This is a genomic window from Kribbella sp. NBC_00359, assembly GCF_036097425.1.
GTDB lineage: Bacteria > Actinomycetota > Actinomycetes > Propionibacteriales > Kribbellaceae > Kribbella.
The window spans coordinates 7423827-7439550 of record NZ_CP107975.1 but is presented as its reverse complement, the minus strand read 5'-3'; the positions used below and the strand labels follow the sequence as shown (position 1 = coordinate 7439550).

Sequence of the window (15724 nt, the reverse complement as noted above, 5' to 3'; positions counted from 1 at the left end):
GTCTGGCGCGAGGCGCCCCGTTGAGGTGCGCGCTCTTCCGGGCGTGGACCTGGCGGCCGTCGCTCGTGTGCGCGGGACTGCTGGGCTGGGTCGGGGCCGAGGGCGACAAGTTCGGGGGACCTGGCCGACAGCGGCCGGGGACGAGACCGAGCTGTTCAAGACGAAGGCACAGGCCGTAAAGGTGGTGTCACGCCGCGCCGAAGGTGGGCTGCGGTTCCACGACCTTCGGCACTCGTATGCGTCGTGGCTGATCACCTCGGGTGTGCCGGTTCCCGACGTACAGATGGTCATGGGGCACGAGCGGCCGACGACGACGCTGGCGATCTGCACGCACGTCCAGGGAGGCTCCCAGGAGCGGGTTCTAGGGGCTCTTGCTGCCTTTTCGCTGCCTGAGAAGGGCTGAAACGAGTAGAGCGGGGACCCGGGTGCTGGGTTCCCGCTCTGACCTGCGTGTTCTTCGGGTGGGCGATACTGGGTTCGAACCAGTGACCTCTTCGGTGTGAACGAAGCGCGCTACCACTGCGCCAATCGCCCGTACTGTTGGTGCTGTTGTTGCTTTCTGGTGCCTTGCGGGTGAAACCTTAGCGCATCATGGAGCGACGATCTAATCGGCCCGGGCTACTCTTGCTCCAGGACGGAGACCCCGTCGCGTTGGAGACGTGATTGTGACTTTCTCGCACGACACCGAGCAGGCGCTCGGCACGCTGGTCCGGCTCGTCAACACCCTGCCCGGACCGAACAGCCAGGTCGACACGATGGAGACGCTCGAGGAGCTGGAGAAGTTCGTCCACGAGCGCGAGTTCAGTGCGGTCGACACGCTGACGGAGAAGGACCTTGCGGAGGTCCGCGATCTGCGGCCGTTGTTCTCGCCGGTGTTCACCACGGATTCCGACGCCACGGCGGCGGTGATGATCAACGCGATCGTCGCCCGCGGTACGACGACGCCGCGGCTGACGAATCACGACGGGCACCCGTGGCACATCCACTACTCGCGGGACGGCGCGTCACTGGCGTGCCGGATCACCGTGGAGTGCGGGATCGCGCTGGCCCAGGTGATCTCCGCCGGCGAACGCGAACGCCTCCGTCGCTGCGAGGCACCGGATTGTGACGACGCGCTGATCGACCTGTCCCGCAACCGTTCCAAGCGGTACTGCGACGCCCGCACCTGCGGCAACCGTCTGCACGTGGCCGCCTACCGCGAACGCCGCAAAGCCTCCGGAGAGTAGCCCCTGAACTGGGCATCGGGTCGCGCTTTCGGAGCATTCTCTGCGCCAGGCAGCAGAATTGATCCGGAAGTGCGTCCGTCAGGGGTTGGGGTTCTCGGCTGAGCGTTCGGTGAAGATCTTGGTGACCTGGCCGGTGATGGCGCCGGGTGCCGGGAGGTCGCGGTCGTCGACGCGGTGGATGGCTTGGACGTCGCGGGTGGTGGAGGTCAGGAAGACTTCCTCGGCCTCGTGCAGGCGCTCCAGCGGTACATCTCGCTCCACGCCGCCGAACCACTCGAGCACCAGCGCGCGGGTCACGCCGGCCAGCGCCCCCGACTCCAAGGTCGGCGTGACGAGCTCGTCGTCGTACACGCAGAAGATGTTCGACCCCGTGCCCTCGCACAGGTTGCCGATCGTGTTCGCGAAGATCGCCTCGCTGCCGCCGCGTTCCTTCGCGTAGGCGAGTGCGCGGACGTTCTCGGCGTACGACGTCGTCTTCAGGCCGGCGACCGCGCTGCGTTCGTTGCGGACCCACGGCACCGTGACGATCGCCGACGTCGGCCCGGGGCGCTTGATGGCTTGTGTCGCGATCAGGATCGTCGGTCCCGACGTACCGCGATCGGACGACAACGGTGAGACACCACCCGTGTACGTGATCCGCAGCCGGCCGAACGGGATGTCGGGATCTGCCTTCACGACCGCCGCGACGCCCTCCTCGAGCTGGGCCACGTCCGGCTCCGGCAGGCCGAGGCCGACCGCGGACCGAACCAGTCGCTCCAGATGCCTCGTCACCGCGAACGGACGCCCGTCGACGATCTTGATCGTCTCGAACACACCGTCACCGGTGGTGAGCCCGTGATCCAGTGGCGAGACCGTCGCCTCGTCGTCCCGCAGGGCGCCGTTGAGCCAGATACGCATGTGCTGCTCCTTCCGCGGGACACCTTAGTGCGCAGGCGATCCGGGTCTGCCGGGCGGTCCGAAGGTGACCGGACGATGACGGTACGTCGACGTCGAGGGGGACCCCGATTTTTGAACTCCGGGCGAGATGGGCTAGTCTTCTTCTCGCGCCGGGGGAGTCGAAAACCCGGTCGCGATGCGGACGTAGCTCAGTTGGTAGAGCGCAACCTTGCCAAGGTTGAGGTCGCCGGTTCGAACCCGGTCGTCCGCTCGGAGAGGGTTCGGCAGGCCAGCTTTCTCACTGGTGGAGTGGCCGAGAGGCGAGGCAACGGCCTGCAAAGCCGTGTACACGGGTTCGAATCCCGTCTCCACCTCGACACCGTCACGTGAGAGTGTTGTGTGGTGTTGTTGTTCGGACGATTGGCGCAGCGGTAGCGCGCTTCCCTGACACGGAAGAGGTCACTGGTTCGATCCCAGTATCGTCCACGAAGGCGATAGGCGACTCGTGTCCGCGGAAAGCGCAGACCGGGTCGCCTTCGTCGTTTGTGCGGCAGCGCTGCGCTCGCCGCAAGCGGGGGCTCCGCCACCCGCACCCCCTTGCGCCTTCGCTTCGCTCGGCTGCTGCGGTTGCTCGCCGCACGGACGGTCCGACGCTGGGGTTGCCCGCCGCTGAACGTTTCCAGAGGTTGTTGGCCACGCGTGAACAGCTCCGGCCTGTGGTTGCTCGCCGCTCGGACGGTCCTCCTCTGCAGTTACCCGCACTGAACGTTCCCGGCGGTGGTTGCCCCAGGTCTGGCGGTTCTGGGCGGTGGTTGCCCGTCGCTGAACTGCTCCGGGCTGGGGTTGATCGCCGCTCACATGGTCCGGCACTGGGATTACCTGCGCTGAACGTCCCCGGCGGTGGTTGCCCACGTGGCAGTTCCGGGCTGGGGTTGCCCGCCACTCATACGGTTCGCGCTCGGGTTGCTCGTCGCTGAACGTTCACGGCGGTGGTCGCCCACGTCTGGCAGTTCGCGGCTGCGGTTGCCCGCCGTTCAACAACTCCGGGCTGGGTCTCATCGCCGCTCACATGGTCCGGCGCGGGGGTTGCCCGCGCTGAGCGTTCCTCGCTGTGGTCGCCCACGTGTGGCAGCTCCCGGCTGCGGTTGCCCGCCTTTGAACAGCTCCGGGCTGGGGTTGATCGCCGCTCACATGGTCTCGCGCTGGGGTTACCCGCGCTGAACGTTCCCGGCGATGGTTGCCCACGTCTGGCGGCTCTGGGCTGTGGTGCCCCGCCGCTGGACAGGACCCGGCTCTGTGGCCCACCTCTGGACATGTGCCGGCTCCGGTTGCTCGTTGCGGTCGCATCCGGCTGGGCTGGCGGGTTCTGACGGGTGCTGGCTGTGGTTGGTCGCTGCGGCGTGCTCTCTGGCTGAGGGTGCGCCGGGCGCGCGACCCTCGGATTGGCCTGCGCAGGGGCCCTCGACCCTCGGGTGTGGTTGCGCCGGGAGCGTGACCGTCGGCTGTGGTTGCGCTGGTACACGGCTACCGGCCGGCCGGCCTGGTTTGGTTGCGGATGCTGCGCCGGGCTGGGGACGAGATCGAGGGTGGTGGCGGTCGCCGGATCGTGGAAGGGCGGGTGTGGGCTGACCTGCGTTGAGGGTGAGTGCGTCTTGTGTACAGCGAACCGGGCCGATGGCGCTGGCTGAGGTGGAGGCGCGGAGGTCGCGGTCAGATTGGGATTGATTGGGCGAGGCGTAGGCCGAGGTCCTCGATGGTGAAGGTTGGGTGGGAGCGGCGGCGGACGGTGGAGCCGACTGAGCGGTCTGGGTCGTCGAAGCCGGCGCCGCGGAAGATGCGGTAGGCGCCGTACGTCGTCGGGTCGTAGAGGTTCCAGCACCACTCCCAGACGTTGCCGAGCATGTCGTGCAGGCCCCAGTTGTTCGGCGTCTTGAGCCCGACACGATGTGGGTGACCGTCGGAGTTGCCCGCATACCAGGCAATGTCGTCGACAGGTCCGTAGCGGTAGGCCGGCACACCCGCGGTGCACGCGTACTGCCACTCGGCCTCCGTCGGCAGCCGGTACCCGGGCGAGCTCGACGACCAGGTGACCTCCTCCCCGTCGATCACATACGCGGCGGGCAGACCGTCCTCACCGGACAACTTGTTGCACAAGGCAACCGCGTCGTACCAGCTGATGCCGGTGAGAGGTACGTCGTCCGCCCCGACGACCGGGTAGCGGCCGAGGCGGAACGAGGCCAGCGAGACCTGCCAGCGGGTGCCGAGGCGGTCGTCCCGGAGGGCGATGGAGCCCGGCGGGAGGTCGACCAGAGGGAGCATCGTCCAACCGTACGTGCGTCAGTAGTACCTCCTCAGCTTCGGCCACAGCGTGGACCATGGCTCGGTCGGCGCCGAGCACAGCACGAGCGCGGTACCGTCCTCGTCGTTCGAGACGATGTTGTCGATCGTGCCCACCTGCGAGCAGTCCCGGAAGTTCGCCTCGAACGACGGCGTCCGCTCGATCTCGACGAGCAGAACCGGCCCGGTGTTGCTGTCCGGCGGGCGGCCCCAGTCGGCGAAGCTCATGTGTCCCGAGTACGCCGGTGGCAGCCCATGTGCGGGCCCGTAGCGGAGCAACGCCCCGGCCTCGCCGTAGTTGCCGGCGAAGATCGTGGCCGACGACCGTTGATCCGCTGGGATTCGCTCCCACGCCGTCGCGACGGCTGCCGCCATCGAAGGCCAGCCGATCTGCTCGCCCTGCTCTTTGTTCACCGGGATGACGAAGTCCACCGCCGACGCCGGAAGCACTGGCAGGGTGAACAGCGCGGACGTCAAAGCGGTTAGCACGAGCCCGACGACCGCAAGTGGCCTGTGCCGGTCGATCCAGCCCAGCGCCGGCTCGCTCCCGGCTGCCACCAGGACGAGCAGCAACGGCAGCGCGTAGTACGACTTCCCGCCGACCGCCAGTACGACGACACACAGCAGCGGATAGGCCAACGCGATGGATCGAGCCCACGGAGTCCGCCACAGCCGCAGGAACCCGGCCACCCAGATCGGCACCAGGAACGGCGACAGTTGCAGGATCTGCAGCGGGATGAACATGATCCGGTTCTCGGTGCCGTCGTCCTCGCTGATCCCGCCCGCGACGGTGAGCTGCGGCCAGTCGTGCTGGAACTGCCACACCACGTTCGGCAGAGCGGCGAGCCCGGCCAGCGCGACGCCGGCCAGCAGCCACCACGACCGCAGCACCTCTCGCGGACCGACGATCAGCAACGCCACCAGCAACGCACCGACCGGGAGAACGACGAGGTACTTGTTCTCCAAGGCGATCCCGACCGTCAGCCCGAGCGCGAGCCACCACCGCCCGTCGCGGGTCCGCAACAACTTGACCGCGAACAGTCCGATCAGCATCCACGCGAGCAGGTCGTAAGTCGCCGTCGACACGAGATGCCCGACGCCGAGGACGAACCCGGACACGGCTGCACACACCGCCGCCAGCACCTGCCCGCGCCGATCGCTGCCGAACTCACGGGCGATCAGCGCCACCACGATGATCGTGATCACGGTGCTCACCGTCGACAGCACGCGCAGACCCATCACCGTGTCCCCGAACACCGAGGTCGAGACCCGCGCCAGCAAGGGCGTCAGCGGCGGCTGGTCGACGTACCCCCAACTCAGTCGGTGGCCGGCGACCATGAAGTACAGCTCGTCGCGATGGAACCGTACCGCCCGGACAGCGCCGTCAGCACGAGCCCGACGGCGACCGCGACGGACACGACGGGACGAGCTGCGAAGGCGGGCACTGCTGGGCGGGTCATGCGGGAATGTTGTCAGCCCATCGGGTCCCCTCACCAGGATCTGATCCGGAACTCCTCCAGACTTTTCCAAGCACGAAGCACCGAGCACGAAGCACGAGGCACCAAGCACCGACGTCACTCGAGAAAGCGCGGCTCCGCACCGCGATCCAGCAGCACCACCCGACCGGCCAGAGATTCGTCCTCGACGAAGCGCACAATGGCGTCGGTCAGGACCTCGAGCGAGACCAATTCAGGCCCACGTTCAGCCACCGGAAGAGCGGCCCGCTCGCGCACTCCACGCTCGGTCGCCACCCAGTCCGGTACGACGCAGTTGACCCGGACGCCATGGCTTTGACTCAACGGCGCCAGCGTCGCGGTCAGCCGGATCAACGCAGCCTTGGCCGCGCTGTACTCGGGGGACACGTGCGGCCCGAACCCCAGCCCCGCAGTCGATCCAATGTTCACCACCGCGCCACCCCCTGCGGCCTGCATCGCGGAGAGCGCGAGCTGCGTGGTGAGCATCGGCGCCCGCAGGTTGAGCTCGAGAGACGCCGACCACCGCTCGACCGACGCCTCGGGGAAGCACGGTCGGAGCACGGCCCCGCCGCCGGCGTTGTTGACCAGGATCTGTGGTTGACATGCCATCAGGTCGGTCACCGCCGCGTCGTCGCGCATGTCGACCCGCACGAACCGCGCCGCTGAGCCGATCAGCTCAGACGTGCGACTACCGCCCGCGACGTCGATGTCGGCGATCGCCACCTCCGCGCCGGCCGCGGCCAGGCGCAGGGCGATGGCGCGGCCGATCCCGACCGCACCTCCGGTGACCACTGCGCGTTTCCCGTCGATTCGCATGACGGTCACGCTCCCACCGCCCACCGACAGTAGAGGATGATTTGATATGTCAACCGGACGACAGGTGAGGTGGCGGCGTGGCATTGCTGTACGAGCGGATCTGCAACCACGTCCTGGAGCAGCTCCGGCGCGGTGCACTGAGGCCCGGTGACCGCGTGCCGTCCGAGATGGAGCTCGCAGCGCAGTTCGAGGTCAGCCGGATCACTTCGAAGCGTGCTCTCGAGGTCCTGCGGGAGGCCGGCCTGGTCGAACGCATCCGCGGCAAGGGGACGTTCGTCGTACGGCGCCTGCCCGATCTGAGCCGGATCACGATGCCTCTGCGCGGCCGCCCGGGTGCGCGGCAGGAGGCTCGTTCGATCGCGCTCATCGTGCCGGACATGTCGGAGGCCTACGGTCTGGATCTCCTGAACGCCATCGAGGAGCGCTGCGCGGAGTACGGCGCCCATCTGGTCGTACGGCGAACCCACGGGCGGCAGACCGACGAGGAGAAGGCCGTGGACTCGCTTGTGGCGAGTGTGGACGGCCTGATCGTGTTCCCGGTCCACGGCGACTTCTACAACGCCAGCCTGCTCCGGCAGGTGCTGGACGGCTACCCAGTGGTCCTCGTCGACCGGCATCTGTCCGGGATCCCGGTCGCGGCCGTGCACACCGACAACGTGGCGGCGGCGCGGGCGCTGACGTCGCGGCTGCTCGACCAGGGACACCGTCACATCGCCTTCCTCTCCCCGCCGCCCGTCAACACGTCATCGATCGAGGAGAGGCTGGAAGGGTTCCGCTCTGCGTTCGAGGGGCGGGGACAGGCTTACGAACTGACCGACCTGCGCAGCACTCTGCCCGGTTCGACGACCACCGAGAGTGTGCGGGCGGACATGGAGGTGATCCGCGCGTTCCGGGAGCGGCTGCCGGAAGTGACGGCGTACTTCGCCTGTGAGTACAACCTGGCCAGGATGGTCGACCGTGCACTGGGCGGCGACGGCGTGGTCGCGTGTTTCGACTCACCAGGCGACTCCATCGGCGGACCGCCGTACCTGCATGTCCGGCAGAACCAGGCGGAGATGGGCCGGCGCGCAGTCGACCTGCTGCTCGCCCAGCTGCGCGGGGAGGCGGTGCCGAACCTTTCCCTGGTCCCTTTTGAGCTGGTCGATGCCGACAGCAACACCTGACTTCGGCAGTACGGCGGCAGACAAGCGACTGTGTAGCGTCTACGGCATGACGTGGCGGCGCCTGGGAGACGTCGGCCTGTGGGCCGCGCTGAGCTTCCTCGTGCTCGCCGAGAGCGGCACACGCGGCGACCCGTACTGGGTGCGTGCGGCGTGCGTCGGCGTACTGCTGCTGGCTGCGTTCGGTCGGCGCAGGTGGCCGCTGGCCGCACTAGCTGTGGTCGCCTGGGCCCAGATCCTCATTCTGATCTTCGCCCTCGGTACGACGCACGGCGTGCAGATCGCACTGGTCCCGGCGATCAGCCTGCTGAGCTATCTGGCCGGCCGGCGCGAGACGCAGCTGAAGCACTTCGTCATGGTGTGCAGTTGGTCGCTGCTCGGGGGTCTCGCGCTGACGTTGGCGATCAGACGGCAGGTCCGGGCCACGGAGTCGATCCTGTCCTGGCTGGTGATGCTCCTGCTGGCCTTGTTGCTGGTCGTGCTGCCATGGCTGGTCGGCCGGTACCGCGCCCAGCAGGCGCTGCTGGCCTCGGCCGGCTGGGAGCGGGCCGAGCGGATCGAACGCGAGCAGCGGATGGCGATCGACCAGGAGCGCTTGCGCGAACGGTCCCGGATCGCCGAGGACATGCACGATTCGGTCGGTCACGAGCTGAGCCTGATCGCGCTGCAGGCCGCTGCGCTGGAGCTCGATCCCGCGCTGCCGGAGGAGCATCGGCGGGCCGCGACGTCGCTGCGTGAGGCAGCGGCCACCGCGACCGAGCGACTCGGCGAGATTGTCGGCGTACTGCGAGACGCGGACGCGCCCGTCATGCCGCATGACGAGACTGTGGCTGCACTGGTCGACCGAGCGGCCGCGTCAGGCCTCAACGTGCGACTGGTTGAAGAGGGTACCGGTGAGCTTTCACCGATGGTGGACCGGGCAGTCCACCGCGTCGTCCAGGAATCGTTGACAAATGCGAACAAGCACGCGCCAGGTGCTGCGGTGACTGTGTCCGTGACCTCCCATGAGGACGACGTGCAGCTAAGCGTCGTTGACACCGGTGCAACGCGGCCACAGCAGGCAGTGCCGTCAAGCGGTCGTGGCCTGGACGGGTTGCGGGAGCGCGTGCGGCTAGTTGTTATGACCCGCGAGGTTGTTGACGCGGGTTGAGCCGGGTGATGGGTGGTTTGCCTGCGAGGGCGGAGTGGCCGCGTCGATTGTTGTAGTGGTCGAGGAAGTTGTCGAGGGCTTGGTTGCGGTCGGTGTTGCTGGTCCAGGGTTGGGCGTAGGCCCATTCGGTGAGCAGGGTGCGGTTGAAGCGTTCTGCTTTGCCGTTGGTCCAGGGGCAGCGGGGTCGGGTGTAGCGGCGTTTGAGGTGCCAGGTGGTGCAGGTGGCGGCCCAGCCGTGGCCGCGTCGGTAGACCATGGCGTTGTCGGTGAGAACGCGTTCGACGGTGATGCCGTGGGTGGTGAACCAGGTCAGGGCGCGGTGCAGGAACACGGCGCAGGTTGGGTCGCGTTCGTCGGGCAGTACTTCGGAGTAGGCCAGGCGGGTGTGGTCGTCGATGGCGGTGTGGACGTAGTCGTAGCCGATCAGGGTCTTCTTGTGCTTGTGGGCGACGGTGGCCTCGGCGCCGCGCAGGCGCCAGCCCCCTCCGGCCGGGACCCGGGCGAGTTTCTTCACGTCGACGTGGATCATCGCGCCGGGGCGGTCGTATTCGTAGCGGATCTGGGAGTGGCGTGGTGAACGGACTGGCTGGCCGGTGATCGGGTCGAGTGTGGCCAGGTGCGGAACCTGGTGGCGGGACAGGACCCGGCCCACGGTGGATGGGTTCAGGCCAAGCTCGGCGGCCAGCACGACCGCGCCGCGGCGGCGGTGCCGGCGCGCGGCCAGTACCGACTGCTCGGTCCGGGCCGGCAGCCGGTTCGGTGAGCGTCGCGGCCGCGACGACCGGTCGACCAGGCCCGCGTCTCCGGCCTGTCGGTAGCGGCGCAGCCACTTGTGCACCGTGGCCCGCGAAATGCCCAGCTGCTCGGCCACCTGCGCCGGCGGCCACCCGGCCGCGACCCGCTCAACGATCAGCCTGCGACCAAACAAGTTTGTCCGGGCATTAGCGTGGGCCATGAGGACCTCCGTGGTCGAAGTCGATGCGTCAGACACATCCACTCCGCCCGGAGGTCCTCCCACGATCAAGCCACCACGCCGTCAACAACCTGCTGGGTCACAACAGCTAGTCGGCGGGACGCTGACCGCAGGACCTCGGCCCAGTGGTGGATTCGAGGTGGTCGCGACGATGCCGCGCGCCGGTGGCCGCCCCGAACCGGAGAAGGCGACAAACACGGCGGAAGAGCGAGCCACGGTACGGCGGTCCGCCCGCCGCGGACTGATCACCGTGGTGGCCGCGCCGCTGATCCTCGGCGCCGTCGTCGGAGTGGTTGCCCTCGGCTACTACCTCGTCGCCGGCTACAGCTCGATCCTGCGGCCCGCGCAGTACGACGCGCTGACGATCGGCCAGCGTGAGGACGACGTGGAGAGGGTGCTGCCCGCGATGCAGATGATCGACCCGCCGGGGGAGGGGTACCGGCCACCGGCCGGCTGGAGTTGCCGCTACTACCGCCCGGACGCCCCGTTCTCCATCACGTATGTCTATCGCCTGTGCTTCGCGGACGGCGCGCTCGTCGCCAAGCACCTGGTGCAGAGCGGTTCCGTCACACCGACCCCGGAGGCGTCCGGATGATCCGGGTGATGCTGGCCGACGACGAGGCGATGGTGCGGGCCGGGGTCCGCGCGATCCTCGGCACCGATGACGCGATCGAGGTCGTTGCCGAGGCAGCCGACGGCGTGGCAGCGGTCGAGGCGGTACGGCGGCATCGGCCGGACGTCGCCGTACTCGACATCCGGATGCCGCGGATGGACGGACTGGCGGCCGGTGCCGAGATCCGGCGGACTGTGCCCGAGACCGCGGTGGTGATGCTCACGACCTTCTCTGAAGACGCGTACATCGCCCGAGCGCTCGGCGACGGCGCCAGCGGGTTCCTGTTGAAGTCGGGAGACCCGCGCGAGCTGATCGCCGGCCTGAAGGCTGTGGCGGAAGGCGCCGCGTATCTGTCGCCTCGCGTCGCCCAGCGGGTGATCGCCGAGCTGAGTGCCGGATCCGGCGGCGGTGCGATGGCCCGGGCCGCGGCCGCCAAGGAGCAGGTGGCCGTCCTGAGTCCCCGCGAGTTGGAGGTGCTCGGCCTGATCGGCGCCGGGCTGTCGAACGCCGAGATCGCCGCGCGGCTCTACCTGGTCGAAGGGACGGTGAAGGCCTATGTCAGCGCCGTCCTGCTGCGGCTCGCGGTGAAGAACCGGGTCCAGGCCGCCATCGTCGCCTACGAGGCGGGATTGGTGACATCTTGAGTCGTCAACGGCCCAGCGACGCTCCGGGTCGTGACATTGTGTGGACACGGTGTCATGGGATAGTGGACCTCTCCCGGAGACCTCACCTCCGGAATCGAACCAGCAGCCTCCAGGGGCACCGCCCCCTCTGACAGAATCGGGGATCCAGGTCGTGACCGACTCGCACAACTCCGGACAGCACAAGGACCGGGAAGCAGCGGCGGCCGAGGTCCGGAGAATGTGGCAACCGACCCCCTCCTGGACCCAGCCGGACCCGAACCGGGAAGGCGACTCCGAGCCCGCCGAGACCGAGAAGAAGCCGGACGCCTTGTCGGCGGACTACCCGGTCGACACGTGGTCCCGGCCCGCCGACCAACCTGCCCCGTGGGCTCAGCCCCAGCCGTCAACCCCGTCCTGGACGCAGCCCGCCGCCGAGTCCGCCGCCTCGTGGACCCAGCCTGCGGCCGAGCCCGATGAGCTCGAGGAAGCCGGCGACAGTACGGCGGACGACCAGGAGACAACCGGGGGAGCTGCTCAGGCCGACTCCGGCACGACGCCTACCGCGGGTCCGAGCAGCCCAGTCTTCGGCGGCGCGTCATTCCACGGCTCAGGCTCCGGCAACAGCGCTCCTGGCACTCCGGCCGCCGGTGGCCCGGCGCAGGGCGGTCAGCAGCTGTCTCCGGCCGCTCAGCACTTCTTCCCGCAAGGCATCCCCGGTCAGCAGGCACCGCAGCAGCGCGAGGTGTCCTACCGCACCGACGAGCTGATGCAGGCCCTGCCGCTGCCGCGGGAGGCTCCGGCCGAGCGCGGCGTACGGAGTGTGCTGAAGCTGCGTCCGGGCAGCTCCGAGCGGTCGGAGCGGATCGCGCGGGCGACCGCGGCGACCGCGTTCCGCCGTCCGGTGACGATCGTCGTCGCGAACCCCAAGGGTGGTTCGGGCAAGACGCCGACCACGCTGCTGCTCGCCGGTGCGCTCGGTCAGGCCCGTGGCGGCGGTGTCGTGGCGTGGGACAACAACGAGCTGCGCGGCAACATGCACCTGCGCACGCACGACACGAACGCGCGGTCCACCGTCACGGACATGCTCCAGGCGATGCAGATGCTGACCCAGCCGGACGCCCGGCTCGGCGACGTCGCAGCGTACCTGCGGCACCAGGTCGCGGGTCAGTACGACGTGCTCACGTCCGCGACCACGACGTACGCACAGATCGAGGCCAAGGACTTCGACCAGATCCACCGGCTGCTGAGCCGCTTCTACAAGGTGCTCGTGATCGACACCGGGAACAACGAGGGCTCCAGCAACTGGCGTGAGGCGATGAAGGCGGCCGACGCCCTCGTCATCCCGATCAAGTGGAAGAGCCTGTCCTGCGCGGCCGCGGTGCAGATGCTCGAGGAGCTCGACAACCAGGGCCCGGAGGCGCAGCGGCTGATCCGCCGCGCGGTGATCGCGGTCTCCAACGGCCCTGGCGACGTGAACAAGGAGGTCGAGAAGCAGCTCCGCCCGTACTTCGAGTCCCGCGCGGCGGCCGTGATCGACATCCCCACCGACCCGCACATCGCCGCCGAGGGTCCGCTCGACCACTCGGCCCTGCAGCCGGCCACTCGGCGCGCCGGCCTGGAGCTCGCGGCCAAGGTGTCGGAGCAGATCACCATCGCCCTCAACGTTCCGCGCTGAGGACGGCGAGACTCAACCGGCTGAGGCGGTCCGGATCGGCGATGACGTCGTACGACGTGATCCGGTCCGCCGCGCTGGTGAAGACGATGGCCAGGAACAGCTGCCCGTGCGGGGCCAGGACCAGGCCGACCTGGCCGTCGACGAGGGCCAGCTCGGCCAGCTGAGAGCGGCGCGCGAGGACGACCGTGCCCTCGGCGACGGCGCGCGCACCCCGCAGCTCCGCGGCCATTCCAGGTGCCAGGGCGGCTGCGTCGACCCGGCGTACGACGTCGGGGTCCAGCACATTCAGGATGGCCGTGAGATCACCGGCCCGGGCGGCCTCGAGGAAGGCTGACACGACGCGCCGCTGCCGAGCGAGCTCGGCCGCCGGCACGACGGGCGTGCCCTGGACCCGCTGACGAGCCCGGCTGGCGAGCTTCTTGGTCGCGACCGGGGTCCGATCGACGATCGGCGCGATCTGAGCGAACGGTACGGCGAACATGTCGTGCAGCACGAACGCGATCCGCTCGGCCGGATCCAACGTGTCCAGTACGACGAGCAGCGCCCGGCTGACCGAGTCGGCGACCAGCGCCTCGTCCTCCGGCGTGCTGCGGGTCGTGGGCGCCTGCGCGAGCAACTCGGGTCCGGCGGGGTCCTCCGGGCGAACCTTGCGAGCGCGCAGCACATCGAGGCAGATCCGGGTCACCACGGTTCGGAGCCAGGCGCCGAGGTTCTCGACGTCCTCGACTCGATCGAGCCGGATCCAGGCCTCCTGCACCGCGTCCTCGGCCTCACTCCGCGAGCCGAGCAGCCGGTAGGCGACCGCCTCGAGCTTGCCGCGCTCCGCCTCGAAGGCCCCGGTCAGTTCGTCGCCGATCACTGGTCACCTTTCCCGCTGCGGTCCGTCACCCAGTCTGACGACCACGACCTGACGAAGGTGACCATGTTGCTCCACCTGGATTCGAGTGCCAATCGCTCCGACGAGTCCGTGACGCGGCGGCTGACCCGGCTGTTCGCGGACCGCTGGCAGGCTGTCCACGGCTCGGCCGGGTACCGCTACCGCGACCTCGCCGCGGACCCGGTGCCGCCCATCGACACGGCGTACTGTCGGCTCGGCCGGCGGTCCGAGCGGCAGGGCGTCGTACCGCTGACGTTGGTCGGCACACTGATCGAGAGCACGGCCGAGGCCAACGCCTGGGCGCTGACCAAGCCGCTGATCGACGAGGTCGTGTCGAGCCGGACGATCGTGATCGGTGCGCCGGTGTACAACTACTCGCTTCCGGCCGCACTGAAGGCTTGGATCGACCGGATCACCTTTCCCGGTGCCTTTCGCGACGGGGTTCTCAGCGACACGGAAGTGGTCGTGGTCAGCAGCCGTGGCGGTGCCTACGGTCCGGGAGCTCGCCGGGAGGGCTGGGACTACGAGTTTCCTTATCTGCGGGCGTACTTCACCAACTACGGAGTCCGCGAGGACAACCTCCGCTTCATCAGTGCAGAGCTCGCTCTGGCCGACCTCATCCCGCGGTTCGCACACCAGCGTCCGTCGGCGGCGCGTTCGCTGGCCGCGGCGCGTGAAGAGGTGATCTCAAGCGTCGCGGCGGCTGAGCACGCGCGTGCCCAGCGCTAGACCCCCGACAGCCCACGCGACGAGCACCATGGCGCTCAGAGTGGGGGAGATCGGGTCGGTAGTGCCGGTCAGATAGTTCTGGCCGACGCGATCCCGGCACTGAACTGACCGGCTGCGGTCGCGTAGAACCACGATGTGGTTTAGCCAGCTTGACCGGACCGTCCACAGCTTGGTCCACTCCGAACCCACCGCGTTCATCGTTCTCCTGCTTCCACGAGTTGAGGCTCTACCTCAGCTTGAGGCTTCCGTTTGCGCAGGCGGTGCCGGGCGACCTCGACGATCACCGTCACCGTGAGGGCGAGGCCGATGCCGAGGAGCACGCCCTTCAATGGGTTGTCCTCGAAGGCCTTACCGCCGATGTAGCCCACCAAAGTGCAGTACAGACCCCAGCTGAGGGCGGCCAGTCCGGCGTACGCCGAGAACTTCCGCAGGGGATAGCGCACCGACCCCATGGTCAGCGTGACGGCCGTGCGACCGCCCGGGACGTACCGGGCGACCACCAGGACCAGTCCGCCTCGCTCTGCCAACGCTCGCCGGGCCCAGAGCACAGCCGCATGCCGTTTGGTGCCAGGCTTCATCCGATCGAGCAGCCGGCCACCGGCGCCGCGGCCGAGCGCATAGGACACGTGGTCGCCGACGAACGCGCCGATCGCCGCGACCACGATCACGGCGTACAGGTTGGGTTCACCGTTGGCTGCCGCGAACACGCCCGCGGTGATGACCAGCGTCTCGCTCGGGATGGCCGGGAAGAAGCCGTCCAGCGCGGCGAAACCCCACAGCGCGAGGTAGATCCACCACGAGGACATCAGCTCGTCGGCGAAGTGCAGGAGCTGGTCACTCACGATGCCAGGCCTACGACGTACAGGACCTCGTCGACCCGGCTGACTGGGATGCCGTTGCTCCGGGCCATCACGATCAGGTGGTTGCGGGCGCTCCGCCGCGGGTGCAGAGCCTTGGCGTCGAGCAGAGCGCCGACCTTGGTCAGTGGTGCCGGCCAGTACAGCTTGGTGAGTCCTTCGAGGGTGATCACGCTCTAGAACCTAGGAATCCGGACACCCTGGGCACATCGGACCAACGGCTGGGCCGACCCCCGACTTTCGTCAGGTGCCGCGGGCCTGTGGATACGCCGTCGGGGCGCGGCGCCGGAGTGGATACCATCTGTGCTGACCGGCAAACCGGCTGGTCGCCGTACCC

Annotated in this window: 18 protein-coding genes and 4 tRNA genes; 12 read left to right on the top strand and 10 right to left on the bottom strand. The window is 68.7% G+C overall.

Features of this window, described 5'->3' with window-relative positions; all coding sequences use genetic code 11:
• Positions 1–184: 184 nt before the first annotated feature.
• Positions 185–403, top strand: a complete 219-nt coding sequence (locus OG876_RS36175; RefSeq protein WP_328521206.1) for a tyrosine-type recombinase/integrase — start codon at positions 185–187, stop codon at positions 401–403.
• A 59-nt stretch (positions 404–462) separates the two neighbouring features.
• Here the strand turns inward: OG876_RS36175 and OG876_RS36170 are convergent.
• Positions 463–534 (bottom strand) — tRNA-Val (locus OG876_RS36170).
• Positions 535–659: 125 nt separating this feature from the next.
• On the opposite strand from OG876_RS36170, the gene OG876_RS36165 reads away from it, so the two are divergent.
• Complete coding sequence (locus OG876_RS36165) at positions 660–1226, top strand: CGNR zinc finger domain-containing protein (protein ID WP_328521205.1); 567 nt, start codon at positions 660–662, stop codon at positions 1224–1226.
• A 78-nt stretch (positions 1227–1304) separates the two neighbouring features.
• On the opposite strand, the gene OG876_RS36160 is transcribed toward OG876_RS36165, so the two are convergent.
• A complete protein-coding gene (locus tag OG876_RS36160) occupies positions 1305–2123 on the bottom strand; it encodes an aminotransferase class IV (RefSeq protein WP_328521204.1) in 819 nt (272 codons plus the stop codon).
• A 177-nt stretch (positions 2124–2300) separates the two neighbouring features.
• Here OG876_RS36160 and OG876_RS36155 point away from each other — a divergent pair.
• The 4 genes from OG876_RS36155 (at position 2301) to OG876_RS36140 (ending at position 3741) form a co-directional block, all read left to right on the top strand.
• Positions 2301–2373 (top strand) — tRNA-Gly (locus tag OG876_RS36155).
• A gap of 32 nt (positions 2374–2405) precedes the next feature.
• A tRNA-Cys gene (locus OG876_RS36150) sits at positions 2406–2476 on the top strand.
• 40 nt (positions 2477–2516) lie between these two features.
• Positions 2517–2588 (top strand) — tRNA-Val (locus OG876_RS36145).
• A 1018-nt stretch (positions 2589–3606) separates the two neighbouring features.
• The gene (locus OG876_RS36140) at positions 3607–3741 is read left to right on the top strand and encodes a hypothetical protein (protein ID WP_328521203.1); all 135 of its coding nucleotides are present in this window, start codon (positions 3607–3609) and stop codon (positions 3739–3741) included.
• A 71-nt stretch (positions 3742–3812) separates the two neighbouring features.
• Here the strand turns inward: OG876_RS36140 and OG876_RS36135 are convergent, their stop codons facing one another.
• The 4 genes from OG876_RS36135 to OG876_RS36120 form a co-directional block, all read right to left on the bottom strand.
• On the bottom strand, positions 3813–4421 hold the full coding sequence (locus OG876_RS36135) for a formylglycine-generating enzyme family protein (RefSeq protein ID WP_328521202.1): 609 nt from the start codon (positions 4419–4421) through the stop codon (positions 3813–3815).
• Positions 4422–4439: 18 nt separating this feature from the next.
• Positions 4440–5777, bottom strand: a complete 1338-nt coding sequence (locus OG876_RS36130; protein ID WP_328521201.1) for an ArnT family glycosyltransferase — start codon at positions 5775–5777, stop codon at positions 4440–4442.
• The gene (locus OG876_RS36125) at positions 5756–5899 is read right to left on the bottom strand and encodes a hypothetical protein (protein WP_328521200.1); all 144 of its coding nucleotides are present in this window, start codon (positions 5897–5899) and stop codon (positions 5756–5758) included. The genes OG876_RS36130 and OG876_RS36125 overlap by 22 nt, the downstream gene beginning before the upstream one ends.
• Before the next feature lie 114 nt (positions 5900–6013).
• On the bottom strand, positions 6014–6730 hold the full coding sequence (locus OG876_RS36120; protein WP_328526997.1) for an SDR family NAD(P)-dependent oxidoreductase: 717 nt from the start codon (positions 6728–6730) through the stop codon (positions 6014–6016).
• 77 nt (positions 6731–6807) lie between these two features.
• Here OG876_RS36120 and OG876_RS36115 point away from each other — a divergent pair, with 77 nt between their 5' ends.
• Positions 6808–7893, top strand: a complete 1086-nt coding sequence (locus OG876_RS36115) for a GntR family transcriptional regulator (RefSeq protein ID WP_328521199.1) — start codon at positions 6808–6810, stop codon at positions 7891–7893.
• A gap of 46 nt (positions 7894–7939) precedes the next feature.
• Complete coding sequence (locus tag OG876_RS36110; RefSeq protein ID WP_328521198.1) at positions 7940–9040, top strand: sensor histidine kinase; 1101 nt, start codon at positions 7940–7942, stop codon at positions 9038–9040.
• Here OG876_RS36110 and OG876_RS36105 read toward each other — a convergent pair.
• A complete protein-coding gene (locus OG876_RS36105) occupies positions 9009–9995 on the bottom strand; it encodes an IS481 family transposase (RefSeq protein ID WP_328521197.1) in 987 nt (328 codons plus the stop codon). The genes OG876_RS36110 and OG876_RS36105 overlap by 32 nt on opposite strands.
• 157 nt (positions 9996–10152) lie before the next feature.
• Between OG876_RS36105 and OG876_RS36100 the strand changes: the two genes are divergently transcribed.
• The 3 genes from OG876_RS36100 (at position 10153) to OG876_RS36090 (ending at position 12924) form a co-directional block, all read left to right on the top strand.
• On the top strand, positions 10153–10608 hold the full coding sequence (locus tag OG876_RS36100; RefSeq protein ID WP_328521196.1) for a hypothetical protein: 456 nt from the start codon (positions 10153–10155) through the stop codon (positions 10606–10608).
• Entirely contained in the window at positions 10605–11270 is a 666-nt protein-coding gene (locus OG876_RS36095; RefSeq protein ID WP_328521195.1) for a response regulator transcription factor, read from the top strand. The genes OG876_RS36100 and OG876_RS36095 overlap by 4 nt, the downstream gene beginning before the upstream one ends.
• A gap of 151 nt (positions 11271–11421) precedes the next feature.
• A complete protein-coding gene (locus tag OG876_RS36090; protein WP_328521194.1) occupies positions 11422–12924 on the top strand; it encodes an AAA family ATPase in 1503 nt (500 codons plus the stop codon).
• Here the strand turns inward: OG876_RS36090 and OG876_RS36085 are convergent.
• Positions 12908–13783, bottom strand: coding sequence for a sigma-70 family RNA polymerase sigma factor (locus tag OG876_RS36085; RefSeq protein ID WP_328521193.1), 876 nt, complete (start codon positions 13781–13783; stop codon positions 12908–12910). The two genes, OG876_RS36090 and OG876_RS36085, sit on opposite strands and share 17 nt — an antisense overlap.
• A gap of 63 nt (positions 13784–13846) precedes the next feature.
• Between OG876_RS36085 and OG876_RS36080 the strand changes: the two genes are divergently transcribed.
• On the top strand, positions 13847–14530 hold the full coding sequence (locus tag OG876_RS36080; RefSeq protein ID WP_328521192.1) for an FMN-dependent NADH-azoreductase: 684 nt from the start codon (positions 13847–13849) through the stop codon (positions 14528–14530).
• A 194-nt stretch (positions 14531–14724) separates the two neighbouring features.
• On the opposite strand, the gene OG876_RS36075 is transcribed toward OG876_RS36080, so the two are convergent.
• Positions 14725–15372, bottom strand: coding sequence for a DedA family protein (locus tag OG876_RS36075; protein WP_328521191.1), 648 nt, complete (start codon positions 15370–15372; stop codon positions 14725–14727).
• Complete coding sequence (locus OG876_RS36070; RefSeq protein WP_442914048.1) at positions 15369–15560, bottom strand: hypothetical protein; 192 nt, start codon at positions 15558–15560, stop codon at positions 15369–15371. The genes OG876_RS36075 and OG876_RS36070 overlap by 4 nt, the downstream gene beginning before the upstream one ends.
• Between the last annotated feature and the right edge of the window lie 164 nt (positions 15561–15724).

Coding starts and splice junctions, on each gene's coding strand:
- OG876_RS36160 (WP_328521204.1), bottom strand. CDS start 2,123: ATGCGTATCTGGCTCAACGGCGCCCTGCGGGACGACGAGGCGACGGTC.
- OG876_RS36135 (WP_328521202.1), bottom strand. CDS start 4,421: ATGCTCCCTCTGGTCGACCTCCCGCCGGGCTCCATCGCCCTCCGGGAC.
- OG876_RS36130 (WP_328521201.1), bottom strand. CDS start 5,777: ATGGTCGCCGGCCACCGACTGAGTTGGGGGTACGTCGACCAGCCGCCG.
- OG876_RS36125 (WP_328521200.1), bottom strand. CDS start 5,899: ATGACCCGCCCAGCAGTGCCCGCCTTCGCAGCTCGTCCCGTCGTGTCC.
- OG876_RS36120 (WP_328526997.1), bottom strand. CDS start 6,730: ATGCGAATCGACGGGAAACGCGCAGTGGTCACCGGAGGTGCGGTCGGG.
- OG876_RS36110 (WP_328521198.1), top strand. CDS start 7,940: ATGACGTGGCGGCGCCTGGGAGACGTCGGCCTGTGGGCCGCGCTGAGC.
- OG876_RS36105 (WP_328521197.1), bottom strand. CDS start 9,995: ATGGCCCACGCTAATGCCCGGACAAACTTGTTTGGTCGCAGGCTGATC.
- OG876_RS36095 (WP_328521195.1), top strand. CDS start 10,605: ATGATCCGGGTGATGCTGGCCGACGACGAGGCGATGGTGCGGGCCGGG.
- OG876_RS36080 (WP_328521192.1), top strand. CDS start 13,847: ATGTTGCTCCACCTGGATTCGAGTGCCAATCGCTCCGACGAGTCCGTG.